Source organism: Bradyrhizobium sp. USDA 3240, from assembly GCF_054063295.1.
This window is the reverse complement of sequence record NZ_JBSSGD010000002.1, coordinates 8856018-8874312: the sequence shown is the minus strand read 5'-3', so window position 1 is coordinate 8874312 and position 18295 is coordinate 8856018. Positions and strand designations below refer to the sequence as shown.

General features: G+C 65.7%; 16 protein-coding genes. 12 read left to right on the top strand and 4 right to left on the bottom strand.

The window, feature by feature from the left end:
• Positions 1 to 43: 43 nt before the first annotated feature.
• Complete coding sequence (locus tag ACVIGA_RS42350; RefSeq protein WP_456670673.1) at positions 44 to 583, top strand: DNA topology modulation protein; 540 nt, start codon at positions 44 to 46, stop codon at positions 581 to 583.
• Positions 583 to 1050 carry a type II toxin-antitoxin system RatA family toxin gene (locus tag ACVIGA_RS42345; protein WP_097671889.1) on the top strand — a complete coding sequence of 156 codons (468 nt, stop codon included), beginning with the start codon at positions 583 to 585 and terminating at the stop codon, positions 1048 to 1050. Before ACVIGA_RS42350 ends, ACVIGA_RS42345 begins: the two co-directional genes overlap by 1 nt.
• Positions 1051 to 1152: 102 nt before the next feature.
• Here ACVIGA_RS42345 and ACVIGA_RS42340 read toward each other — a convergent pair whose 3' ends face one another.
• From ACVIGA_RS42340 to ACVIGA_RS42330, 3 genes are all read right to left on the bottom strand, one after another.
• Complete coding sequence (locus ACVIGA_RS42340; RefSeq protein ID WP_456670672.1) at positions 1153 to 1539, bottom strand: BA14K family protein; 387 nt, start codon at positions 1537 to 1539, stop codon at positions 1153 to 1155.
• Positions 1540 to 1712: 173 nt separating this feature from the next.
• The gene (locus ACVIGA_RS42335; protein ID WP_223966444.1) at positions 1713 to 2312 is read right to left on the bottom strand and encodes a CinA family protein; all 600 of its coding nucleotides are present in this window, start codon (positions 2310 to 2312) and stop codon (positions 1713 to 1715) included.
• 1 nt (position 2313) lies between these two features.
• Positions 2314 to 3510, bottom strand: coding sequence for a bifunctional 2-C-methyl-D-erythritol 4-phosphate cytidylyltransferase/2-C-methyl-D-erythritol 2,4-cyclodiphosphate synthase (locus ACVIGA_RS42330; protein ID WP_456670671.1), 1197 nt, complete (start codon positions 3508 to 3510; stop codon positions 2314 to 2316).
• Positions 3511 to 3795: 285 nt separating this feature from the next.
• On the opposite strand from ACVIGA_RS42330, the gene dusB reads away from it, so the two are divergent.
• The 9 genes from dusB (at position 3796) to mgtE (ending at position 16260) form a co-directional block, all read left to right on the top strand.
• Complete coding sequence (gene dusB / locus ACVIGA_RS42325) at positions 3796 to 4797, top strand: tRNA dihydrouridine synthase DusB (RefSeq protein WP_456670670.1); 1002 nt, start codon at positions 3796 to 3798, stop codon at positions 4795 to 4797.
• A complete protein-coding gene (locus ACVIGA_RS42320) occupies positions 4794 to 5969 on the top strand; it encodes a two-component system sensor histidine kinase NtrB (protein ID WP_223966447.1) in 1176 nt (391 codons plus the stop codon). The genes dusB and ACVIGA_RS42320 overlap by 4 nt, the downstream gene beginning before the upstream one ends.
• Positions 5970 to 5978: 9 nt before the next feature.
• Positions 5979 to 7421 carry a nitrogen regulation protein NR(I) gene (ntrC, locus tag ACVIGA_RS42315; RefSeq protein ID WP_029084144.1) on the top strand — a complete coding sequence of 481 codons (1443 nt, stop codon included), beginning with the start codon at positions 5979 to 5981 and terminating at the stop codon, positions 7419 to 7421.
• A 190-nt stretch (positions 7422 to 7611) separates the two neighbouring features.
• Positions 7612 to 10080, top strand: coding sequence for an ATP-binding protein (locus ACVIGA_RS42310; protein WP_456670669.1), 2469 nt, complete (start codon positions 7612 to 7614; stop codon positions 10078 to 10080).
• A gap of 17 nt (positions 10081 to 10097) precedes the next feature.
• A complete protein-coding gene (ntrX, locus tag ACVIGA_RS42305; protein WP_223966450.1) occupies positions 10098 to 11468 on the top strand; it encodes a nitrogen assimilation response regulator NtrX in 1371 nt (456 codons plus the stop codon).
• 388 nt (positions 11469 to 11856) lie between these two features.
• Entirely contained in the window at positions 11857 to 12105 is a 249-nt protein-coding gene (gene hfq / locus ACVIGA_RS42300) for an RNA chaperone Hfq (RefSeq protein ID WP_006020546.1), read from the top strand.
• A gap of 11 nt (positions 12106 to 12116) precedes the next feature.
• Positions 12117 to 13511 (top strand): GTPase HflX, encoded by a 1395-nt coding sequence (hflX, locus tag ACVIGA_RS42295; protein WP_456670668.1) that lies wholly within the window; start codon positions 12117 to 12119, stop codon positions 13509 to 13511.
• A gap of 44 nt (positions 13512 to 13555) precedes the next feature.
• Positions 13556 to 14731, top strand: a complete 1176-nt coding sequence (locus tag ACVIGA_RS42290; RefSeq protein ID WP_456670667.1) for an FAD-dependent oxidoreductase — start codon at positions 13556 to 13558, stop codon at positions 14729 to 14731.
• A 158-nt stretch (positions 14732 to 14889) separates the two neighbouring features.
• Positions 14890 to 16260 (top strand): magnesium transporter, encoded by a 1371-nt coding sequence (gene mgtE / locus ACVIGA_RS42285; RefSeq protein ID WP_456670666.1) that lies wholly within the window; start codon positions 14890 to 14892, stop codon positions 16258 to 16260.
• 6 nt (positions 16261 to 16266) lie between these two features.
• Here mgtE and ACVIGA_RS42280 read toward each other — a convergent pair whose 3' ends face one another.
• Positions 16267 to 17154 carry a LysR family transcriptional regulator gene (locus ACVIGA_RS42280; protein ID WP_456670665.1) on the bottom strand — a complete coding sequence of 296 codons (888 nt, stop codon included), beginning with the start codon at positions 17152 to 17154 and terminating at the stop codon, positions 16267 to 16269.
• Between the two features lie 109 nt (positions 17155 to 17263).
• Here ACVIGA_RS42280 and ACVIGA_RS42275 point away from each other — a divergent pair, with 109 nt between their 5' ends.
• Entirely contained in the window at positions 17264 to 18253 is a 990-nt protein-coding gene (locus tag ACVIGA_RS42275) for a hypothetical protein (protein WP_456670664.1), read from the top strand.
• Positions 18254 to 18295 lie beyond the last annotated feature (42 nt).

Sequence of the window (18295 nt, the reverse complement as noted above, 5' to 3'; positions counted from 1 at the left end):
GCCGTTGCCTGATCGAGCCTTGACCGAATCTTGGACGGGACCAATGCAACGCGTGCTGGTGATGGGATCGTCGGGGTCCGGCAAGTCGACCTTTGCGCGACGGCTGTCTGCCATAACGGGCATCCCGACTGTGTCGATCGACGCGCTGTTCTGGAAGCCGGGCTGGGTCGAGTCCGACAAGGATGAATTCGAGCGCCGCATGATCGAGGTCACGCGAGGGCCGCGCTGGATCATGGATGGGAACTTCATGAGGAACGGCGCAGGTGAATTGCGCCGGGAGCTTTCCGACACGATCATCTGGTTCGACCTGCCGCGACTGACCTGCATGCTCGGAATCCTGGGGCGGATTGCGGGCAGCTATGGCCAGGTTCGCCCCGAGATGGCGGAAGGCTGCCCGGAGAAGATCGACCTCGAATTCTTCCGTTATGTCTGGACCTATCGCCAGCAGCAGCGACCGAAGCTGATCGAATATTTTTCGGGCTTGCGCGCCGATCAATCGCTGGTCTACTTCACCGATCGGGCTCAGGCGGACGATTATCTGCAGCGTCTCGCACGCCAGCAAAACCGTGCGAGTATCCACTGATGCCACGATTCTCAAGCAAGCGGCGGGTCCGCCACACCGCACCTCAAATGTTCGACCTGGTCGCGGACGTCGAGCGCTATCCCGAATTCGTGCCGCTGTGCCAGGCGCTCAAGATCCGCCAGCGGACGCCCAAAGACGACGGCACAGAGGTCGTGGTCGCCGACATGACCGTCTCCTTCAAGCTGGTGCGCGAGACCTTCACCAGCAGGGTGACGCTCGACCGGCCCAACCTGAAGATTTTGGTCGAGTACCTGCGTGGTCCGTTCAGCAATCTGGAGAACCGCTGGAGCTTTGAGCCGAAGTCGGAGACCGAATGCGATGTCGGCTTCTTCCTGAACTACGAATTCAAGAGCCGGATGCTGGCGATGCTGATGGGCTCGATGTTCGACGCCGCGTTCTCGCGCTTTGCCGCCGCATTCGAGAAGCGTGCCGACCAGGTCTACGGCAAGCCCCAGCTCTCGACCTAGTGATGCCGTCTCGTCCGCTGACGAGGCGGTCGTTTCCCCGGAACGCAAATGCCCGGCACAAGGCCGGGCATGACGGATAGTGCGGAGGCGCGTTCGCTGACTTTAAGGGCACGAACGCCGTACACCGCCCTTTGCGATGTAGGTGCCCGAAGCCGGGTCGTAGGAGCGGAAACGCTGCGAGCAATAGGCGTCGTTGTTGGCCTTGGCCTGGCTCGCCGCGATGGCGCCGCCGATGATCGCACCGGCGGCAAGCCCGCCGATGATCGCAGCGCCGTTTCCACCACCGCCATGGCGATGACCGTAATAGCCACCGCGGTAGCCGTAACGCGGGCCGCCATGCCAGTGACGATACTGCACGTGCTCGACGGAGATCGGCTGGTCCTGCAACCGGGCGGGCGCGAGCGGTGCGGCGAACGAGGGCGCAATAGTCGACAGCGTCATGGCGCCAGAGGTAATTGCGGCCACGACCAAAGTTCCCAACTTCATCATTTTCTCCTTGTTGTGGGATTTTGCTGTTTGGAAAAACGATTCAAACGGCAGAGCGGGAATAATGGAAAACGGCGAAGCGACGTCGCAGTTCCACCTGAGATAGGCGGCACTGGGTCGCAGTTGACTTGAGGCTAGTGTGAGGCTGGCCTTCGCGCGACTAGACTTGCGTAGGCCTATCCGCGTGGCGGCCTTCGGCGTTTCGCGGCGTGGTTTCGCGGCGACCGCGCCACGCGCGGCCGCAACCGGCTGGCGGCCTCGCGCCGCGGCTTTGCGGCCTGCGGCGGGCGCGCGAGCTCCATCAGCATGCGCAGCGCCTCGACCACGGAACGCTGCCGCACTGTGCTGCGGCCGATCGCGCCAAATCGTTGCTCACGATGAACGATGCGACCGTCACGCGCGGCGACGGCGAAGTGCACCAGGCCGACCGGCTTGCCCGGCGTCGCGCCGCCGGGGCCAGCGATCCCGGTGATCGAGACCGCAAGGTCGACGCCGGCCTTTTCCAGCGCGCCGATCGCCATCGCGGTCGCGGTTTCCTTGCTCACCGCGCCGAACGTCTCGAGCGTCGCCGCCTTGACGCCGAGCATCGCCCGCTTGGCCTCGTTCGAATAGGTGACGAAGCCGCGGTCGATCACGTCGGACGATCCGGGAATATCAGTGAGCGCGCCGGCAACCAGGCCGCCGGTACAGGATTCGGCGGTCGCGATGGTCAGCTTGCGCATCCGGCACAGGTCGAGCAGCGCGCGGGAGAGGGCACGAGCGTCGCTGCCGCCCATGTCAGGCACTCCAGCCGGTTTCATCCCAGGGGAGGCGAACCGTGGCGCTCGCGGTCGCCGCGATGCCTTCCTCGCGGCCGGTGAAGCCGAGCCGCTCGCTGGTGGTGGCCTTGACCGCCACGCGCGAGATGTGGACGCCGGAGATCTCCGCGATCTTCGCCCGCATGGTGTCGCGCAGCGGGCCGATCTTCGGCCGCTCGCAGATCAGCGTCACCTCGAGATTGGCGATCCGCCCGCCGCGGGCGGTGACGCGCTCGACGGCATATTTCAGGAACTGGTCGGAGGAGGCGCCCTTCCACTTGGCGTCGCTCGGCGGGAAGTGCGAGCCGATGTCGCCGTCGGCCAGCGCGCCGAGGATCGCGTCGACCAGCGCATGCAGCCCGACATCGCCGTCGGAATGGGCCAGGAATCCCTTTGTGTGCGGCACGCGGACGCCGCAGATCATGACATGGTCGCCGTCGCCAAAGGCGTGTACGTCGTAACCGGTGCCGGTCCTGATGTCGCCGAGCTGGCTCGCAAGCCGCGCTTCCTCGCGCACGAAATCTTCGGGTGTGGTGAGTTTCATGTTGGCAGCATCGCCTTCAAACGTCGCAACGGTCAATCCCGCCCATTCGGCAAGCGCGGCATCGTCGGTGAAATCGCTGCGGCCCTCGCGCGCGGCACGACGATGCGCCTCCAATATTACGTCGAAACGAAATGCCTGCGGCGTCTGCGCGATCCGCAAGCGGGCGCGCTCGGGCGTCGCCTCGACATCGCCGGTATCGCCGGTGACCTTGATCGTATCGGTGACGGGAATGACGGGGATCGCAGCGCCAGTCCGACCGGCCGCGGCGATCGCGCGCGAGATCACTGCCGACGTGACGAAGGGACGCGCGGCATCGTGGATCAGCACAATGTCGGGCTTCGCGCTGGCGAGCGCCTCGAGCCCGGCATGGACGGAGGCCTGCCGGGTCGCGCCGCCCGGCGTCGGCGGTTGATGGCGGAGGCCTGCGACCGCTTCGTCGAACAGCGCGGCATCATCGGGATTGACCACCGGCTGCACCGCAAACACGTCGGGGTGCCCGGAGAACGCCTCCATGGCGCGGTAGATCACCGTCTGCCCGCCGATCGTCCGGTACTGCTTCGGTCCACCTGGGCCGGCGCGCAGTCCACGGCCGGCTGCGACAAGGATGGCTGCGGTACGCTCAGGCTTCGGCATGTTGAACCAGTGACAAACAAATCGGGGATGAGGGGAGCGGCAGGGACCGCGGCGCACAGCCCTTAGCATGACCGCTGCGCAAAAACAGAGCGTTTGCCGATGACTGTGGGAAAAGCAGATTTTGTTGCAGTGCACTTGCACAGGTGGTAGGAATGTCTAAACCGTAGGCATGAGCCTTGACTGCACAAGAATTGTGCGCAGAATGGACGACGTCAGCTGCAATGGCGTAGCTGACAGAACGACGAGACGGCTGTGACCGGCGTGCAAAGTACTCCTCGTAACCCATTGAAGATAGGCGATATTGCTGTCGCCAACCGGGTTCTCCTCGCGCCCATGTCAGGCATCACCGACGCGCCCTTCCGGCGACTCGCCGCTGGTTTGGGCGCCGGACTGGTGGTCTCCGAGATGACCGCCAGCGACGATCTGGTGAACGGTAAGCCGATGTCGAAGCTTCGTTGTGAGGCAGCCGGGATCGGGCCGCATGTGGTCCAGCTTGCCGGCTGCCAGACCCACTGGATGGCGGAAGGCGCGCGGATCGCCGAGGGCGCCGGCGCCGACATCATCGATATCAACATGGGCTGCCCGGCGCGCCACGTGACCGGCGGCCAGTCCGGCTCGGCCTTGATGCGCGACCTCGACCACGCGGTGACGCTGATCGAGGCGACGCTGGCGGCGGTCAAGGTGCCGGTGACGCTGAAGATGCGGCTCGGCTGGGACGACCGCTCGTTCAATGCGCCCGAACTGGCGCGCCGCGCCGAGGCATCGGGCGTGCAGATGATCACCGTGCATGGCCGCACCCGCTGCCAGTTCTACAAGGGCGAGGCCAACTGGAACGCGGTGCGCGCGGTCAAGGATGCCGTCACGATTCCGGTCGTGGTCAACGGCGACATCACCTCGTTCGACAAGGCGCTCGACGCGCTGGAGATGTCCGGCGCCGACGCCGTCATGATCGGCCGCGGCGCGCAGGGCCAGCCTTGGCTGCCCGGCCAGATCGGCCGCCGGCTCGAGACCGGGATCGCCGAGGCTGCGCCGTCGCTCGCCGAGCAGCTCAAGCATGTTCGCGCGCTGTATGACGAGGTCTGCAGCCATTATGGTCTACGCATCGGGCTCAGGCATGCGCGCAAGCATCTCGGCTGGGCGCTGGAGACTGCTGCGGCCTATAGCTGCGCGCCGGCGGCAACATTGAAGACGTGGCGGCAGGCGATCCTGACTTCAGAGGAGCCGTCCAGCGTGCATCGCGCGCTCGAGGACGCCTACGACGATTTTGCCTGGAGTGCTGCCGCATGACGTCAGCCATGGAATTTCGCCGGCCCGTGCCCACCGACGGCGAGGCCATCCTCAACGCGCTGCCCAATCCGGTGCTGCTGGTCGCCCCCGACGGACGGATCGTCGATGCCAACATCGCCGCCGAATCCTTCTTCGAGATCTCGACGCAGTTCTTGCGCCGGCAGTCGCTGAAGGAGCTGGTGCCGTTCGGCAGCCCGCTGCTCGCGCTGATCGAGCAGGTGCGGGCGAGCGGCTCGCCGGTCAACGAATACAAGGTCGATCTCGGCACGCCGCGGATCGGCGGCGATCGTCAGGTCGACCTGCACGTCGCGCCGCTGACCGAGCGGCCCGGCCATATCGTGGTGATGCTGCAGGAGCGCACCATCGCCGACAAGATGGACCGCCAGCTCACCCATCGCAGCGCGGCGCGCTCGGTGATCGCGCTGGCCGCGATGCTCGCCCATGAGATCAAGAACCCGCTGTCCGGCATCCGCGGCGCGGCGCAACTCCTCGAGCAGCAGGCGTCCTCCGAGGACCGGCTGCTGACGCGGCTGATCTGCGACGAGGCCGACCGTATCGTGACGCTGGTCGACCGCATGGAAGTGTTCGGCGACGACCGTCCGGTGGCGCGTGGCCCGGTCAATATCCATTCCGTGCTCGATCATGTGAAGCGGCTGGCGCAATCGGGCTTTGCCCGCAACGTCCGCTTCATTGAGGACTATGATCCGTCGCTGCCGCCGGTGCTGGCCAATCAGGACCAGCTGATCCAGGTGTTCCTCAACCTCGTGAAGAACGCGGCCGAAGCGGTCGCCGATCTCGGCACCGATGCGGAGATCCACCTCACCACGGCGTTCCGGCCGGGCGTGCGGCTGTCGGTGCCCGGCAAGAAATCGCGGGTCTCGCTGCCGCTCGAGTTCTGCGTCAAGGACAACGGTTCAGGCGTGCCGGAGGACCTGCTGCCGAACCTGTTCGATCCCTTCGTCACAACCAAGCAGACCGGCAGCGGGCTTGGCCTCGCGCTGGTTGCCAAGATCGTCGGCGATCACGGCGGCATCATCGAATGCGAGTCGCAGCCGCGCAAAACCACCTTCCGCGTGCTGATGCCGATGTACACCGCCGCCAAGCAACACGACCAAAGCAACCGCGATGACGTTCCGGGTACGTCCTCGCCTGCCTCTCAGGATACACGATGAGGAACACCAATGCCTGCAGGTAGCATACTTGTCGCTGACGACGACACCGCCATCCGGACCGTCCTGAACCAGGCGCTGTCGCGCGCCGGCTATGAGGTGCGCCTGACCGGCAACGCCGCCACGCTGTGGCGCTGGGTCAGCCAGGGCGAGGGCGATCTCGTCATCACCGACGTCGTGATGCCCGACGAGAACGCGTTCGATCTGCTGCCGCGGATCAAGAAGATGCGGCCGAATTTGCCGGTCATCGTGATGAGCGCGCAGAACACCTTCATGACCGCGATCCGCGCCTCCGAGCGCGGCGCCTACGAATATCTGCCGAAGCCGTTCGACCTGAAGGAGCTGATCACCATCGTCGGCCGCGCGCTGGCCGAGCCGAAGGAGCGGGTCTCCAGTCCCGCCGATGACGGCGAGTTCGACTCGATCCCGCTGGTCGGCCGCTCGCCGGCGATGCAGGAGATCTACCGCGTGCTGGCGCGGCTGATGCAGACCGACCTCACCGTGATGATCTCGGGCGAGTCAGGCACCGGCAAGGAGCTGGTCGCCCGCGCGCTGCACGACTATGGCCGGCGCCGCAACGGCCCGTTCGTCGCGGTCAACATGGCGGCGATTCCGCGCGACCTGATCGAATCCGAGTTGTTCGGCCATGAGCGCGGCGCGTTCACCGGCGCCAACACCCGCGCCTCCGGCCGCTTCGAGCAGGCCGAGGGCGGCACGCTGTTTCTCGACGAGATCGGCGACATGCCGATGGAGGCGCAGACCCGTTTGCTCCGCGTGCTGCAGCAGGGCGAATACACCACGGTCGGCGGCCGCACCCCGATCAAGACCGACGTGCGCATCGTCGCGGCCTCCAACAAGGATCTGCGCATCCTGATCCAGCAGGGCCTGTTCCGCGAGGATCTGTTCTTCCGCCTCAACGTGGTGCCGCTGCGGCTGCCGCCACTGCGCGAGCGCATCGAGGATCTGCCCGATTTGATCCGGCACTTCTTCTCGCTCGCCGAGAAGGACGGCCTGCCGCCGAAGAAGCTCGACACCCAGGCGCTGGAGCGGCTGAAGCAGCACCGCTGGCCGGGCAACGTCCGCGAACTGGAAAACCTCGCCCGGCGGCTCGCCGCGCTCTATCCGCAGGACGTCATCACCGCCTCTGTGATCGACGGCGAGTTGGCGCCGCCGGCCGTCACCTCCGGCAGCACCGCGACCGTCGGCGTCGACAATCTCGGCGGAGCCGTGGAGGCCTATCTGTCCTCGCACTTCTCCGGCTTCCCGAACGGCGTGCCGCCGCCGGGTCTCTACCACCGCATCCTCAAGGAGATCGAGATCCCGCTCCTGACCGCCGCACTGGCGGCGACCCGCGGCAACCAGATCCGGGCCGCCGACCTGCTCGGATTGAACCGCAACACGCTGCGCAAGAAGATCCGCGACCTCGATATCCAGGTCTACCGGAGCGGCGGCTAGGACCGACGGGGCGGGGCGCAAGCCCGGCTTCAAGCCTCGCTACCGTTATTGAGTAGTCACAAATGGTTTTGAGGGACACGGCGCCGCACCGCGGTTTGCGCCGCGGAAATGTCGCAATTCGGCAACATTGTGATATGATTGCATCAGTTCGCAATTCCCGCGGGCGATCGCTTTCAGCTCAATTGCCGGTATGACCAGCGCAGACACCACCGCTTCAACGTTACACGCGCCCCCGGCCGAGCCCAATGTAGAGGCGCGGGGCTTCCCATTGCGGCGCTGGCTGGCGCCGTTCGCCGTGGCGATCGCGCTGCTGTCCGGCTTCCTCACCTTCGTGGTGCTGACCGGCCTGACCCCGATCGAGCCGACCTCCGAGGTCGTGCGCTCCTTCCTTATGATCAATGCCGCCACGATCCTGCTGCTGGTCGGCATCATCGTCCGGGAAGTCTGGCAGATGGTGCAGGCGAGGCGGCGGGGACGGGCGGCGGCACGGCTGCATGTCCAGATCGTCGGCCTGTTCTCGGTGATCGCGGTGCTGCCCGCCGTGCTGGTGTCGATCGTCGCCAACGTCACCATCGAGCGTGGCCTCGACCGGCTGTTCTCTGGCCCCACCAAGCAGGTGATCCAGAACTCGCTGACGATTGCCAGCGCCTACATGCAGGAGCATGCGCAGCTCATCAACGGCGACACGCTGGCGATGGCCAACGATCTCGCCCATGCGCGGCCGCTCTACGACCAGGATCGCATGACGTTCCTGCAGCTGATGACGGCCGGCGCCGAGTCCCGCAACCTGCCGGTCGCGGTGCTGATGGACAAGGACGGCAAGATCGTCGCCAGCGCCGAAACCGGCGTTCGCCTGAACTACGAGGCGCCGCCGCCGGACATCCTCAAGGACATCAACGAAACCGAGCCGAAGATCTCGGTCTTCCCCGAAAACTACGTCGCCTCCGTGGTCCGCCTGCGGGCCTATGACGACATGTTCCTGTACGTGGCGCGTCTGCTCGATCCGGCCGTCGTCGCCCAGCTCAAGCAGACCCAGACCAGCGCCGCCGAATACGCGCAGCTCGAGACCCGAAGGCTCGGCATCCAGGTGGCGTTCGCGCTGATGTTCGCGGTGATCGCGCTGACCATCCTGATGGCCTCGGTGCTGATCGGCCTCAACTTCGCCAACGGGCTGGTGTCGCCGATCCGCCAGCTGATGGGTGCGGCGAGCGAGGTCTCGACCGGCAACCTCAATGTCCAGGTGCCGGTCCACAAGTCGGCAAGCGACCTCGCGCTGCTCGGCGAAATCTTCAACAAGATGACCCAGGAGCTGCGCACCCAGCGCAACGAGCTGGTCGATGCCAGCGAGACCATCGACAGCCGACGCCGCTTCATCGAAGCGGTGCTGTCGTCGGCCAGCGCCGGGATCATCGGGGTCGACGCCTCAGGCACTATCGGCGTCCTTAATCGGTCGGCGGAGAAGCTGATCGGGCATGCCGAGTCGGAGACGCTCGGCCATCCGCTCTCGGACGTGCTGCCCGAGCTCGACGAGATGATGAAGACGGCGCGCGAAGGCACTCAGCGCCTGGTTCAGGGGCAGGTCACGATCCTGCGCGACGGCAATGAGCGCAATCTGTCGGTTCGCGTCTCGGCCGAGCAGACCAGCCAGTCGCGCGACAGCTACATCATCACGCTCGATGACATCACCGAATTGGTGTCGGCGCAGCGCACCTCGGCCTGGGGCGACGTCGCCCGCCGCATCGCCCACGAGATCAAGAACCCGCTGACCCCGATCCAGCTCTCGGCCGAGCGGATCCGCCGCAAGTTCGGCAAGACCATCACTGAGGAGAAGGACAAGTCGATCTTCGAGCAGTGCACCGATACCATCGTGCGCCAGGTCGACGACATCAGGCGCATGGTCGACGAGTTCTCGCGCTTTGCGCGGATGCCCAAGCCCGTGATCGAGGGCGAGGACGTCGCCGACGTGGTCAAGCAGGCGGTGTTCCTGATGAAGGTCGCGCATCCTGATCTCGACATCGAGGCCGAAATCAAGCAGTCGCCGCTGCCGGCACAGTTCGACCGCAGGCTGATCTCACAGGCGCTGACCAACATCATCAAGAACGCGACCGAGGCGATCGAGCAGGTCCCGCGCGAGGAGCTCGGCAAGGGCCGCATCGACGTCGTCGCGCAGCGCGAGGGCGACGACATCCTGATCGATGTCGTCGACAACGGCATCGGCCTGCCCAAGGTCGCCCGTGCGCGGCTGCTCGAGCCTTATGTCACGACGCGGGCGAAGGGCACCGGGCTTGGACTGGCGATCGTCGGCCGCGTTCTGGAGGACCATGGCGGCCGCATCGAGCTCAAGGACGCCTCCGATTTCCGCGAGGGCCAGCGCGGTGCCTGGATGCGTCTGCGCTTTTCCGTCACGGGCCAGGCGGCCAAGCCGGAGAACAAGCCCGAGAGCAAGGAACAAAAGCCGGACGTGAAATCATCCGACCCGGACGGTGAAAAAAATCCGCCGCAAGAGCCGCCCAACGGCCCGGCACAGGCGACCAACAATGAACCAAAAATTCAAGAGCCGATCCAAGAACCCAACAAGCAAGAACCCAATAACCAAGAGCCAAATGCGCAAGAGCCAAGAAGCCAACAGCCAAGAATCAAAGCCGCGACGGGCGACTGACAACGCAGGTGTAACCCATGGCAAGTGACATTCTGATTGTCGACGACGAAGCAGACATTCGCGACCTCGTTGCGGGTATCCTGGACGATGAGGGGTTTTCCACGCGCACCGCGCGCGACAGCGATTCGGCGCTTGCCGAGATCGCCAACCGCCGCCCGAACCTGGTCTTCCTCGACATCTGGCTGCAGGGCTCCAAGCTCGACGGCCTGCAACTGCTCGAGCAGATCAAGAAGGACAATGCCGATCTGCCGGTCGTGATGATCTCCGGCCACGGCAACATCGAAACCGCCGTCGCCGCGATCAAGCGCGGCGCCTATGACTTCATCGAGAAGCCGTTCAAGTCGGACCGGCTGATCCTGGTCGCGACGCGGGCGCTGGAGACCTCGCGGCTCAAGCGTGAGGTGAAGGAGCTCAAGCAACTGGCGCCCGCGGCGAGCGTCCTGACCGGCCGCTCGGCCTGCATGAATCAGCTGCGCCAGACCATCGACCGCGCCGCCAAAGCCAACAGCCGCATCCTGATCGTCGGTCCTTCCGGCGCCGGCAAGGAGCTTGCCGCGCGCATGCTGCACCATGCGTCAGGGCGCGCCGAGGGGCCGTTCGTGGTGATCAATGCGGCCGCGATCACGCCGGAACGCATGGAGATCGAGCTGTTCGGCATCGAGGGATCGAACGGCGAGCAGCAGCGCAAGGCCGGCGCGCTCGAGGAGGCGCATGGCGGCACGCTGTTCATCGACGAGATCGCGGATATGCCGCGCGAGACCCAGAACAAGATTTTGCGCGTGCTGGTCGATCAGACCTTCCAGCGCCAGGGTGGCACCGGCAAGGTCCATGTCGACGTCCGCATCATCTCCTCGACCGCGCGCAACCTCGAGGAAGAGATCGCGGCGGGCCGCTTCCGCGAAGATCTCTATCATCGGCTTTCGGTAGTGCCGATCCGGGTGCCGCCGCTGTCGGAGCGCCGCGAGGACATCCCCGAGCTGATCGACTATTTCATGGACCAGATCTCGGCGGCCACCGGCCTGCCGAAGCGGCAGATCGGACAGGACGCGATGGCCGTGCTGCAGTCGCATGTCTGGCCGGGCAACGTCCGCCAGCTCCGCAACAACGTCGAGCGCGTGATGATCCTGGCCGGCGGCGGCCCGGAGGCGATCATCACTGCCGATATGCTGCCGCAGGACGTCGGCTCCATGGTGCCGGCGATGCCGACCTCCAACAATGGCGAGCACATCATGGGCCTGCCGCTGCGCGAGGCGCGCGAAGTGTTCGAGCGCGATTATCTGATCGCCCAGATCAGCCGCTTCTCCGGCAACATCTCGCGCACCGCGGAGTTCGTCGGCATGGAACGCTCGGCGCTGCATCGCAAGCTGAAGGCGCTCGGGGTCGGTTGACCCCGAAACGCCTGACCCAATACGCCTGAGCCGGCACTCGCCGGTAGCCTGGCGCGAAGCCTCGGCGGTCACCCGGCCGGGGAGGCAGGGCCAGGCTCGGGTCCGGGCGGGCCGCTGAGCGAGGCGAGGGCGGGGCCGGTACAACCGGGGGATTTATCCACTCTCCGCGAGAATATTCGTCTCTTTCCCTGCGCTTTCTTAGAATTGCCACCGTGTTCCTACCGACTGCTGCGCGAACCGGCTTGCCTAAAAACCGCGCGTGGCCTCTAATCCTACCGCTACGCCTGCCAGAGGGGGATCTCAGGGCAGGCGGGCAGCCGGAGGAGGCTCCGTCAGAGAGCCGCAACCGGTTCAATAAAAAGAAGCACAAGCTTGCGGGACAAAAACAATGGCGGCAGACCGCGCACAAAATCTACAAGACACCTTCCTTAATCACGTTCGTAAAACAAAAACGCCACTGACGATATTTCTGGTCAACGGGGTAAAGCTGCAGGGCATTGTCACATGGTTCGACAATTTCTGCTTGCTGCTGCGGCGCGACGGTCACTCGCAGCTTGTCTACAAGCACGCGATCTCGACCATCATGCCCGGCGCTCCGATTCAGCTGTTCGAAGGTGGTGAGGACGCACCGGCTTGAGAGTGAACTGATTGGAACCCTTCAATCCTGAAGGGGGCGCTGACCGGACTAAGTCTAGGCCCGGGTCGGCGGGGGACTTGAGCATCGGGCGGGTGATCGTCATCGGCCCCTACCTGCGCATGCGCCGCGGCGACGGCGATGCGCAAACGGATTCCTCTGTCCGCGACTACGAAGCGCGAATCGAGGAAGCCGCCGGCCTCGCCGGTGCGATCGACCTCACCGTGGTTGAATCCGTCGTCGCGCCGATCAGCCAGATCCGGCCCGCGACCTATCTCGGCAAGGGCAAGGTCGAGGAGATCAACGGCCTCGTCGCCGGCGACAAGGTCGAGCTCGTGGTGATGGATTGCGCACTGTCGCCGATCCAGCAGCGCAATCTCGAGAAGGCCTGGAGCACCAAGGTGCTCGACCGCACCGGCCTGATCCTGGAAATCTTCGGCCGCCGCGCCAAGACCAAGGAAGGTGCGCTGCAGGTCGAGCTCGCCCATCTCAACTACCAGCGCAGCCGCCTGGTGCGGTCGTGGACCCATCTCGAGCGGCAGCGCGGTGGCTTCGGCTTCATGGGCGGCCCCGGTGAAACCCAGATCGAGGCCGACCGCCGCCTGATTGGCGACCGCATCACGCGGCTTGAGAACGAGCTGAAGAAGGTGCAGGCAACACGGCGGCTGCATCGCGCCGGACGCCAGCGCGTGCCGTACCGCGTCGTCGCGCTGGTCGGCTACACCAATGCCGGCAAATCGACCCTGTTCAATCGCCTGACGCGCGCCGACGTGCAGGCCGCCGACATGCTGTTTGCGACGCTCGACCCGACTCTGCGCGCGCTCAACCTGCGGCATGGCGGCAAGGCGATGCTGTCGGACACGGTCGGCTTCATCTCCAATTTGCCGACCCAGCTCGTGGCTGCGTTCCGCGCCACGCTGGAGGAGGTGCTGGAAGCCGACATCATCCTGCACGTTCGCGACATCTCCCACGAGGATGCGGAGGCGCAGGAACGCGACGTCGAGGCGGTGCTGCACCAGCTCGGCATCGATCCCGACGCCGACGGCGGCCAGCGCATCATCGAGGTCTGGAACAAGATCGACCGCTTCGATCCGGAGGAGCGGGACAATCTGCGCAACATCGCCGCGCGCCGGCCGCCGGAGCGGCCGTGCTTCCTGGTCTCGGCCGTCACAGGCGAGGGGATCGAAGAGCTCCTGACCGCGATCGAGGATCGCCTCGCGGCCAAGCGCATCACGCTCAATCTCTCGATCGATGCCTCCGACGGCGCCGGCATCAGCTGGCTGCATCGCAATGCCGAGGTCCTGAACAAGGAGCTCAATGGCGAGCGCTTCGACATGACGGTGCGGGTCGACGAGACCAAGCGCGACATCGTCATGTCACGATTCGATGCTCTTCCGCACGGGACGTAACGTCCCGGAAGTCCGCGGCGGCAAGGGGGATCGAAGTGGGATCGATGTTCAATCGTCGAGCATTTCTCGGCGGCGGCCTGGCGAGCGCCGCGGTCGCGGGCATTTCAACGCGTGGGGCCGCCGACAACGCTGCTTTCGTCGACGCGCCCGCGCTCCGGCCGGTCCTTGCGCATCCGGATCGCATGTTTCGTGTCACCGTATGCCTCCGTCCGTTCCGCGCTGCCGGTCCGCGCATCGAGGCAGAATGGATCGACAGCAAATATGTCGTCCACAATTACGGACACGGCGGCAGCGGCTGGTCGCTGTCCTGGGGCGCCGCGCAGGAGGCCGTGCCGCTCGCTTTGCAATTAAGCGCGCGCAACATCGCCGTCCTCGGCGCCGGCGCGATCGGCCTGACGACGGCGATCACCGCCCAGCGGATGGGCGCGACCGTCACGATCTACGCCAAGGAGCGCTTCCCGCAGGTGCGCTCGGCGCGTGCGACCGGGGACTGGTCGCCGGATTCGCGGATCGCGATGGAAGCAGACGTCGCGCCTGACTTTGCCGACCGCTGGGAGCGGATGGCGCTCACGACCTTTGCCACCCATCAAAGCTATCTCGGCCTTGCCGGCAATCCGATCGAATGGACCGATCGCTATTTGCTTTCCGACGATGCGCCTGACGCCGACGGCCGTCCGCACAGACGTCAGCATGCCGCGAGCGACGGCCAGAAGAAATTCCTCGAATTGCGCGGCCGGATCAGATCGCTGACGCCGCGATGGGACCTGCTGGCCGCCGGATCAAATCCGTTTCCCGCGCCATACGCCTGGAAGAGCGCCTCGCTCACCTACAACGTCACGGATCTCTACCGTCAGCTCGAGGCGGAGTTTCAACGCGCCGGCGGGCTGTTCGTGCCGATCGAGCTGCACACGCCGTCCGATCTTTCGAAGATCCGCGAGACCGTCATTGTCAACTGCACCGGCTACGGCGCCCGTGCGTTGTTTCGGGACGAGAGCATCGTTCCGGTGCGCGGCCAGATCGCCTGGCTCATTCCCCAGCCGGATGTCAATTACGGCGTCTTCTACCGTAACCTCAGCGTCCTCGGCCGGCGCGACGGCATCGTCGTCCAGCCGCTCGGCGAAAGCGACTATTTCGGCTTCAACGACGACAACGAGACGCCGGATCTCGCCGCCGCGCGCCAGGCAGTGGAAGACGCTGCGAAACTGTTCAGCCGGACCTGAGCGGCCTTCCGGCACGGCAACTCGCAATCTCCCGAAATGTGACGGCGCCGTGACGCGGGCTCGCTCCGGCGCGCCTGCGACGTGCCGCCGCACTTTCTGTTTGAAATCTGCGCCGCCTTGGTTCATTGCGCTGCTGGACGCAAAGCCGAGGCCGATAGATGCAGGACACCAGCGACACCATCACCCACGACACGCTCGCCGGCCCGAACGGGGATCTTGCCCATGTGCGGGCGCCCGAGATCGTCGATGCGCTCAATGCGCGGGAGCCGGCGGATGCGGCGAAGCTGCTGCAATCGCTGCCGGCGGAGAAGGCGATCGAGGTGCTCGACCTGCCCGGGCTCGACAACACCTGCGAGATCCTGGCCGAACTGCCCAAGGACACCGCGGTGTCGCTGCTATCAGGCGTCTCCGACGACCGCGCCGCCGACATCTTCAAGGAACTGGTCGAGCCGCTGCGCACCACGCTGCTGAACGGCCTCAATCCGGATACACGCAACGTCATCTCCGGGCTGCTGGCCTATCCCGAGCGCAGCGCCGGCAGCATCATGACGACCGAATTCGTCAGCGTGCCCTCGAACTGGACCATCGCCGAGGTCCTGCATCACATCCGGATGGTCGAGCGCACCCGCGAGACCGTCTACTCGATCTTCGTGACCGACCCGGTCAAGAAGACCCTGATCCAGGCCGTGCCGCTGCGCCGCCTGATCTCGGCCGACCCGCATGCCAATGTGCTCACCGCGGCGCCGGCGCGGAAGCCGCTGATGATCGCGCCCGAGGCCGACCGCATGGAAGCGGCGCGGCTGATCTCGCGCTACGATCTGCTTGCGGTCGCCGTCGTCGACGGCCCCGGCCATATCCTCGGCATCGTCACGGTGGACGACGTCATCGACGCCATCGTCGAGGAATCGACCGAGGACGCCCAGAAGTTCGGCGGCATGGAAGCGATCGACGAGCCTTATCTGCGGATCGGCTTCCTCGAAATGATCAAGAAGCGCGGCGGCTGGCTGTGCGCGCTGTTCCTTTCGGAAATGCTGACCGCGACCGCGATGCAGTCGTACCAGAGCGAACTCGAGAAGGCGATCGTCCTGACGCTGTTCATCCCGTTGATCATGAGCTCCGGCGGCAATTCCGGCTCGCAGGCCACCTCACTCTTGATCCGCTCGCTGGCGCTGCACGAGGTGCGGCTGCGCGACTGGTGGCGCGTCGCCTTGCGCGAGCTGCCGACCGGTATCGTGCTCGGCTCCATCCTCGGCGTGATCGGCATTATCAGGATCACGCTCTGGCAGACGCTTGGCCTGTTCGACTACGGCCCGCATTGGATGCTGGTGGCCATCACCGTCGGCGCCGCGCTGGTCGGCATCGTCACCTTCGGCTCGCTTTCCGGATCGATGCTGCCGTTCATCCTCAAGCGCATCGGCTTCGATCCAGCGAGCGCGTCCGCGCCGTTCGTCGCGACGCTGGTCGACGTCACCGGCCTCGTGATCTATTTCGGCGTAGCGGCGGTCATCCTGCACGGAACGCTGCTGTAGGCCGTGTCAGGTGGCAAATAGACGGCTTGCAGCAAAATCGATGAACGCGCGCAGCCGCGTCGAACCGTATCTGCCTGAGGGCCACAGCAGCCAGAACGCGGCTTCGATCGTCTCCTGCGGCAGCACGATCCGCAGCTGACCGGTCTCGACCGCGTCGCGCATCAGGAAGTCGGGCGCCCAGGCGAGTCCCAGGCCTGCAACCGCTGCCGCACGGACCGCTTCGATGTTCGAGCAGATCACGTGAGGCGTTGCTTCCTCGATCGCGGCCTGTGCGCCGCTGGCCAGCTGCCACGCCTGCAGCACGTCGGTGTCGGGATGGCGGAAGCGGATTAGGCGATGCGCCGACAGCGCCGCCTGATCGGCCGGTTCGCCGCATTCGGCGAGATAAGACGGCGCGGCGTAGACCGAGAGCCGGAACGGCGGGAGCCTGCGCGACATCAGGCCGGAATCAGGCTGCACGCCGCTGCGGATCGCAAGATCAAAACCCTCCGTCACCAGATCCCTGATGCGGTCGTCGAAATCCAGATCGAGCCGGATCTTCGGATGCGCTTGCGCGAAGGCCGCCAGATGCGGCGCGAGGAAGCGATAGCCGGCGGCAGGCAGACTGATGCGCAGCAGGCCTTGTGGTTCGCCCGCCGATGCCGACAGCAGCTCCGTGGTCTCGCGCCAGTCGTCCTGCAGCCGTCGTGCGCGGCCGAGCAGCAATTCGCCTTCGGGCGTCAGGCTGACGCGCCGCGTCGTTCGCGTGAACAGGCGCACGCCGAGTTGGGCCTCCAGTGTGGCGATCGCCTTTCCGGTCGCTGATGGCGACAGGCCGAGCTTTCTCGCGGCAGCTGCAAAGCTCAGCGTTTCGGCGACGGTGACGAAGGTGACGAGTGACGGCGGGTCTTCCATGGTGGCAGATTAGCGAATTCCGGTCGCCGATGTCGCGAGTTTCCGCCCGATGATCGGCGGCCACCGACTTTCTATCCTCGGTTCAGTTGAACTCACCGAGGCGCGAACGATGGCACAACACATCCATACGGATCATGCGAGCTACCAACTGAGCGGATTTGTCGACGGCGTATGGCATCCGGAGGACCTGGTCGAACTCCCGGGAACGTCCTGGGTCATCGTCAGCTGCATGCGATGTGCGGACCATAGTGGCGGCCTGTTCAAGGTCGATACGGCGCGGCCGTCACACGCGACGGAGCTGCGTTGGGCACCTGCCGCGCAGCAGTCGCGGCTCGGACCTGATGTCTTCGACCCGCACGGAATCGCGGCGCGGCGTCTGGCCGATGAGACGTTCGAGCTGCTGGTGGCCGATCACGGCGGCAGCGAAGCCATCGACCGCCTGGTGCTCGAGCTCGGCGAGGAGGGGCCCTTCATTGCAACGGGCGAGCGCCTGGTGCAGCCGCCGCGGACGTCGGCGAACGCGGTGGCGCATCTGCCGGATGGCGGCTTCGTCATGACCAGCATGTTCGATCCGACCGACGGCGAGTTCGTGTCGCGGTTTGCGCGCGCCGAGCCGACCGGGCAGGTGTGGCGCTGGTCGCCGGCCAATGGCTGGAGCCGGTTCGGCGATCAGCCGATGTCCGGTGCCAACGGCATCGCGGTGTCGCGCGATGGTTTCGTCATCGCCTGCGAATGGGCCGCGCGTCGCGTCTGGCGGCTCGACCGCGACGGCGTAGCGGTCGCAAGCGTCGAGACGGATTTCCTGCCCGACAATCTGCGCTGGACTGCGGACGGGCGGCTGCTGCTCGCGGGACAATCCACGCGGCCGGAGGTTCTATTCGGCTGCGAAGCGCGCGGCGATCGCTGCCCGCTGGCGTTCAAGGTCGTCCGGCTCGATCCGGTCAGCCTCGCGATCGAACCCTTGATCGCGATCGACGAGGTCGGCGCGGCGGCCAAGGGCTTTGGCGGCGCGACGGGAGCCATGCTGGTTGGCGAGCAGATCTGGGTCGGCAGCTTCACCGGACAGCGGATCGGAATCTTCAGTCCATGGTCAGCGTGAGCGTTCGCCGGCTGTGCCCGCCGGCGGTCGCTGCGCCACATC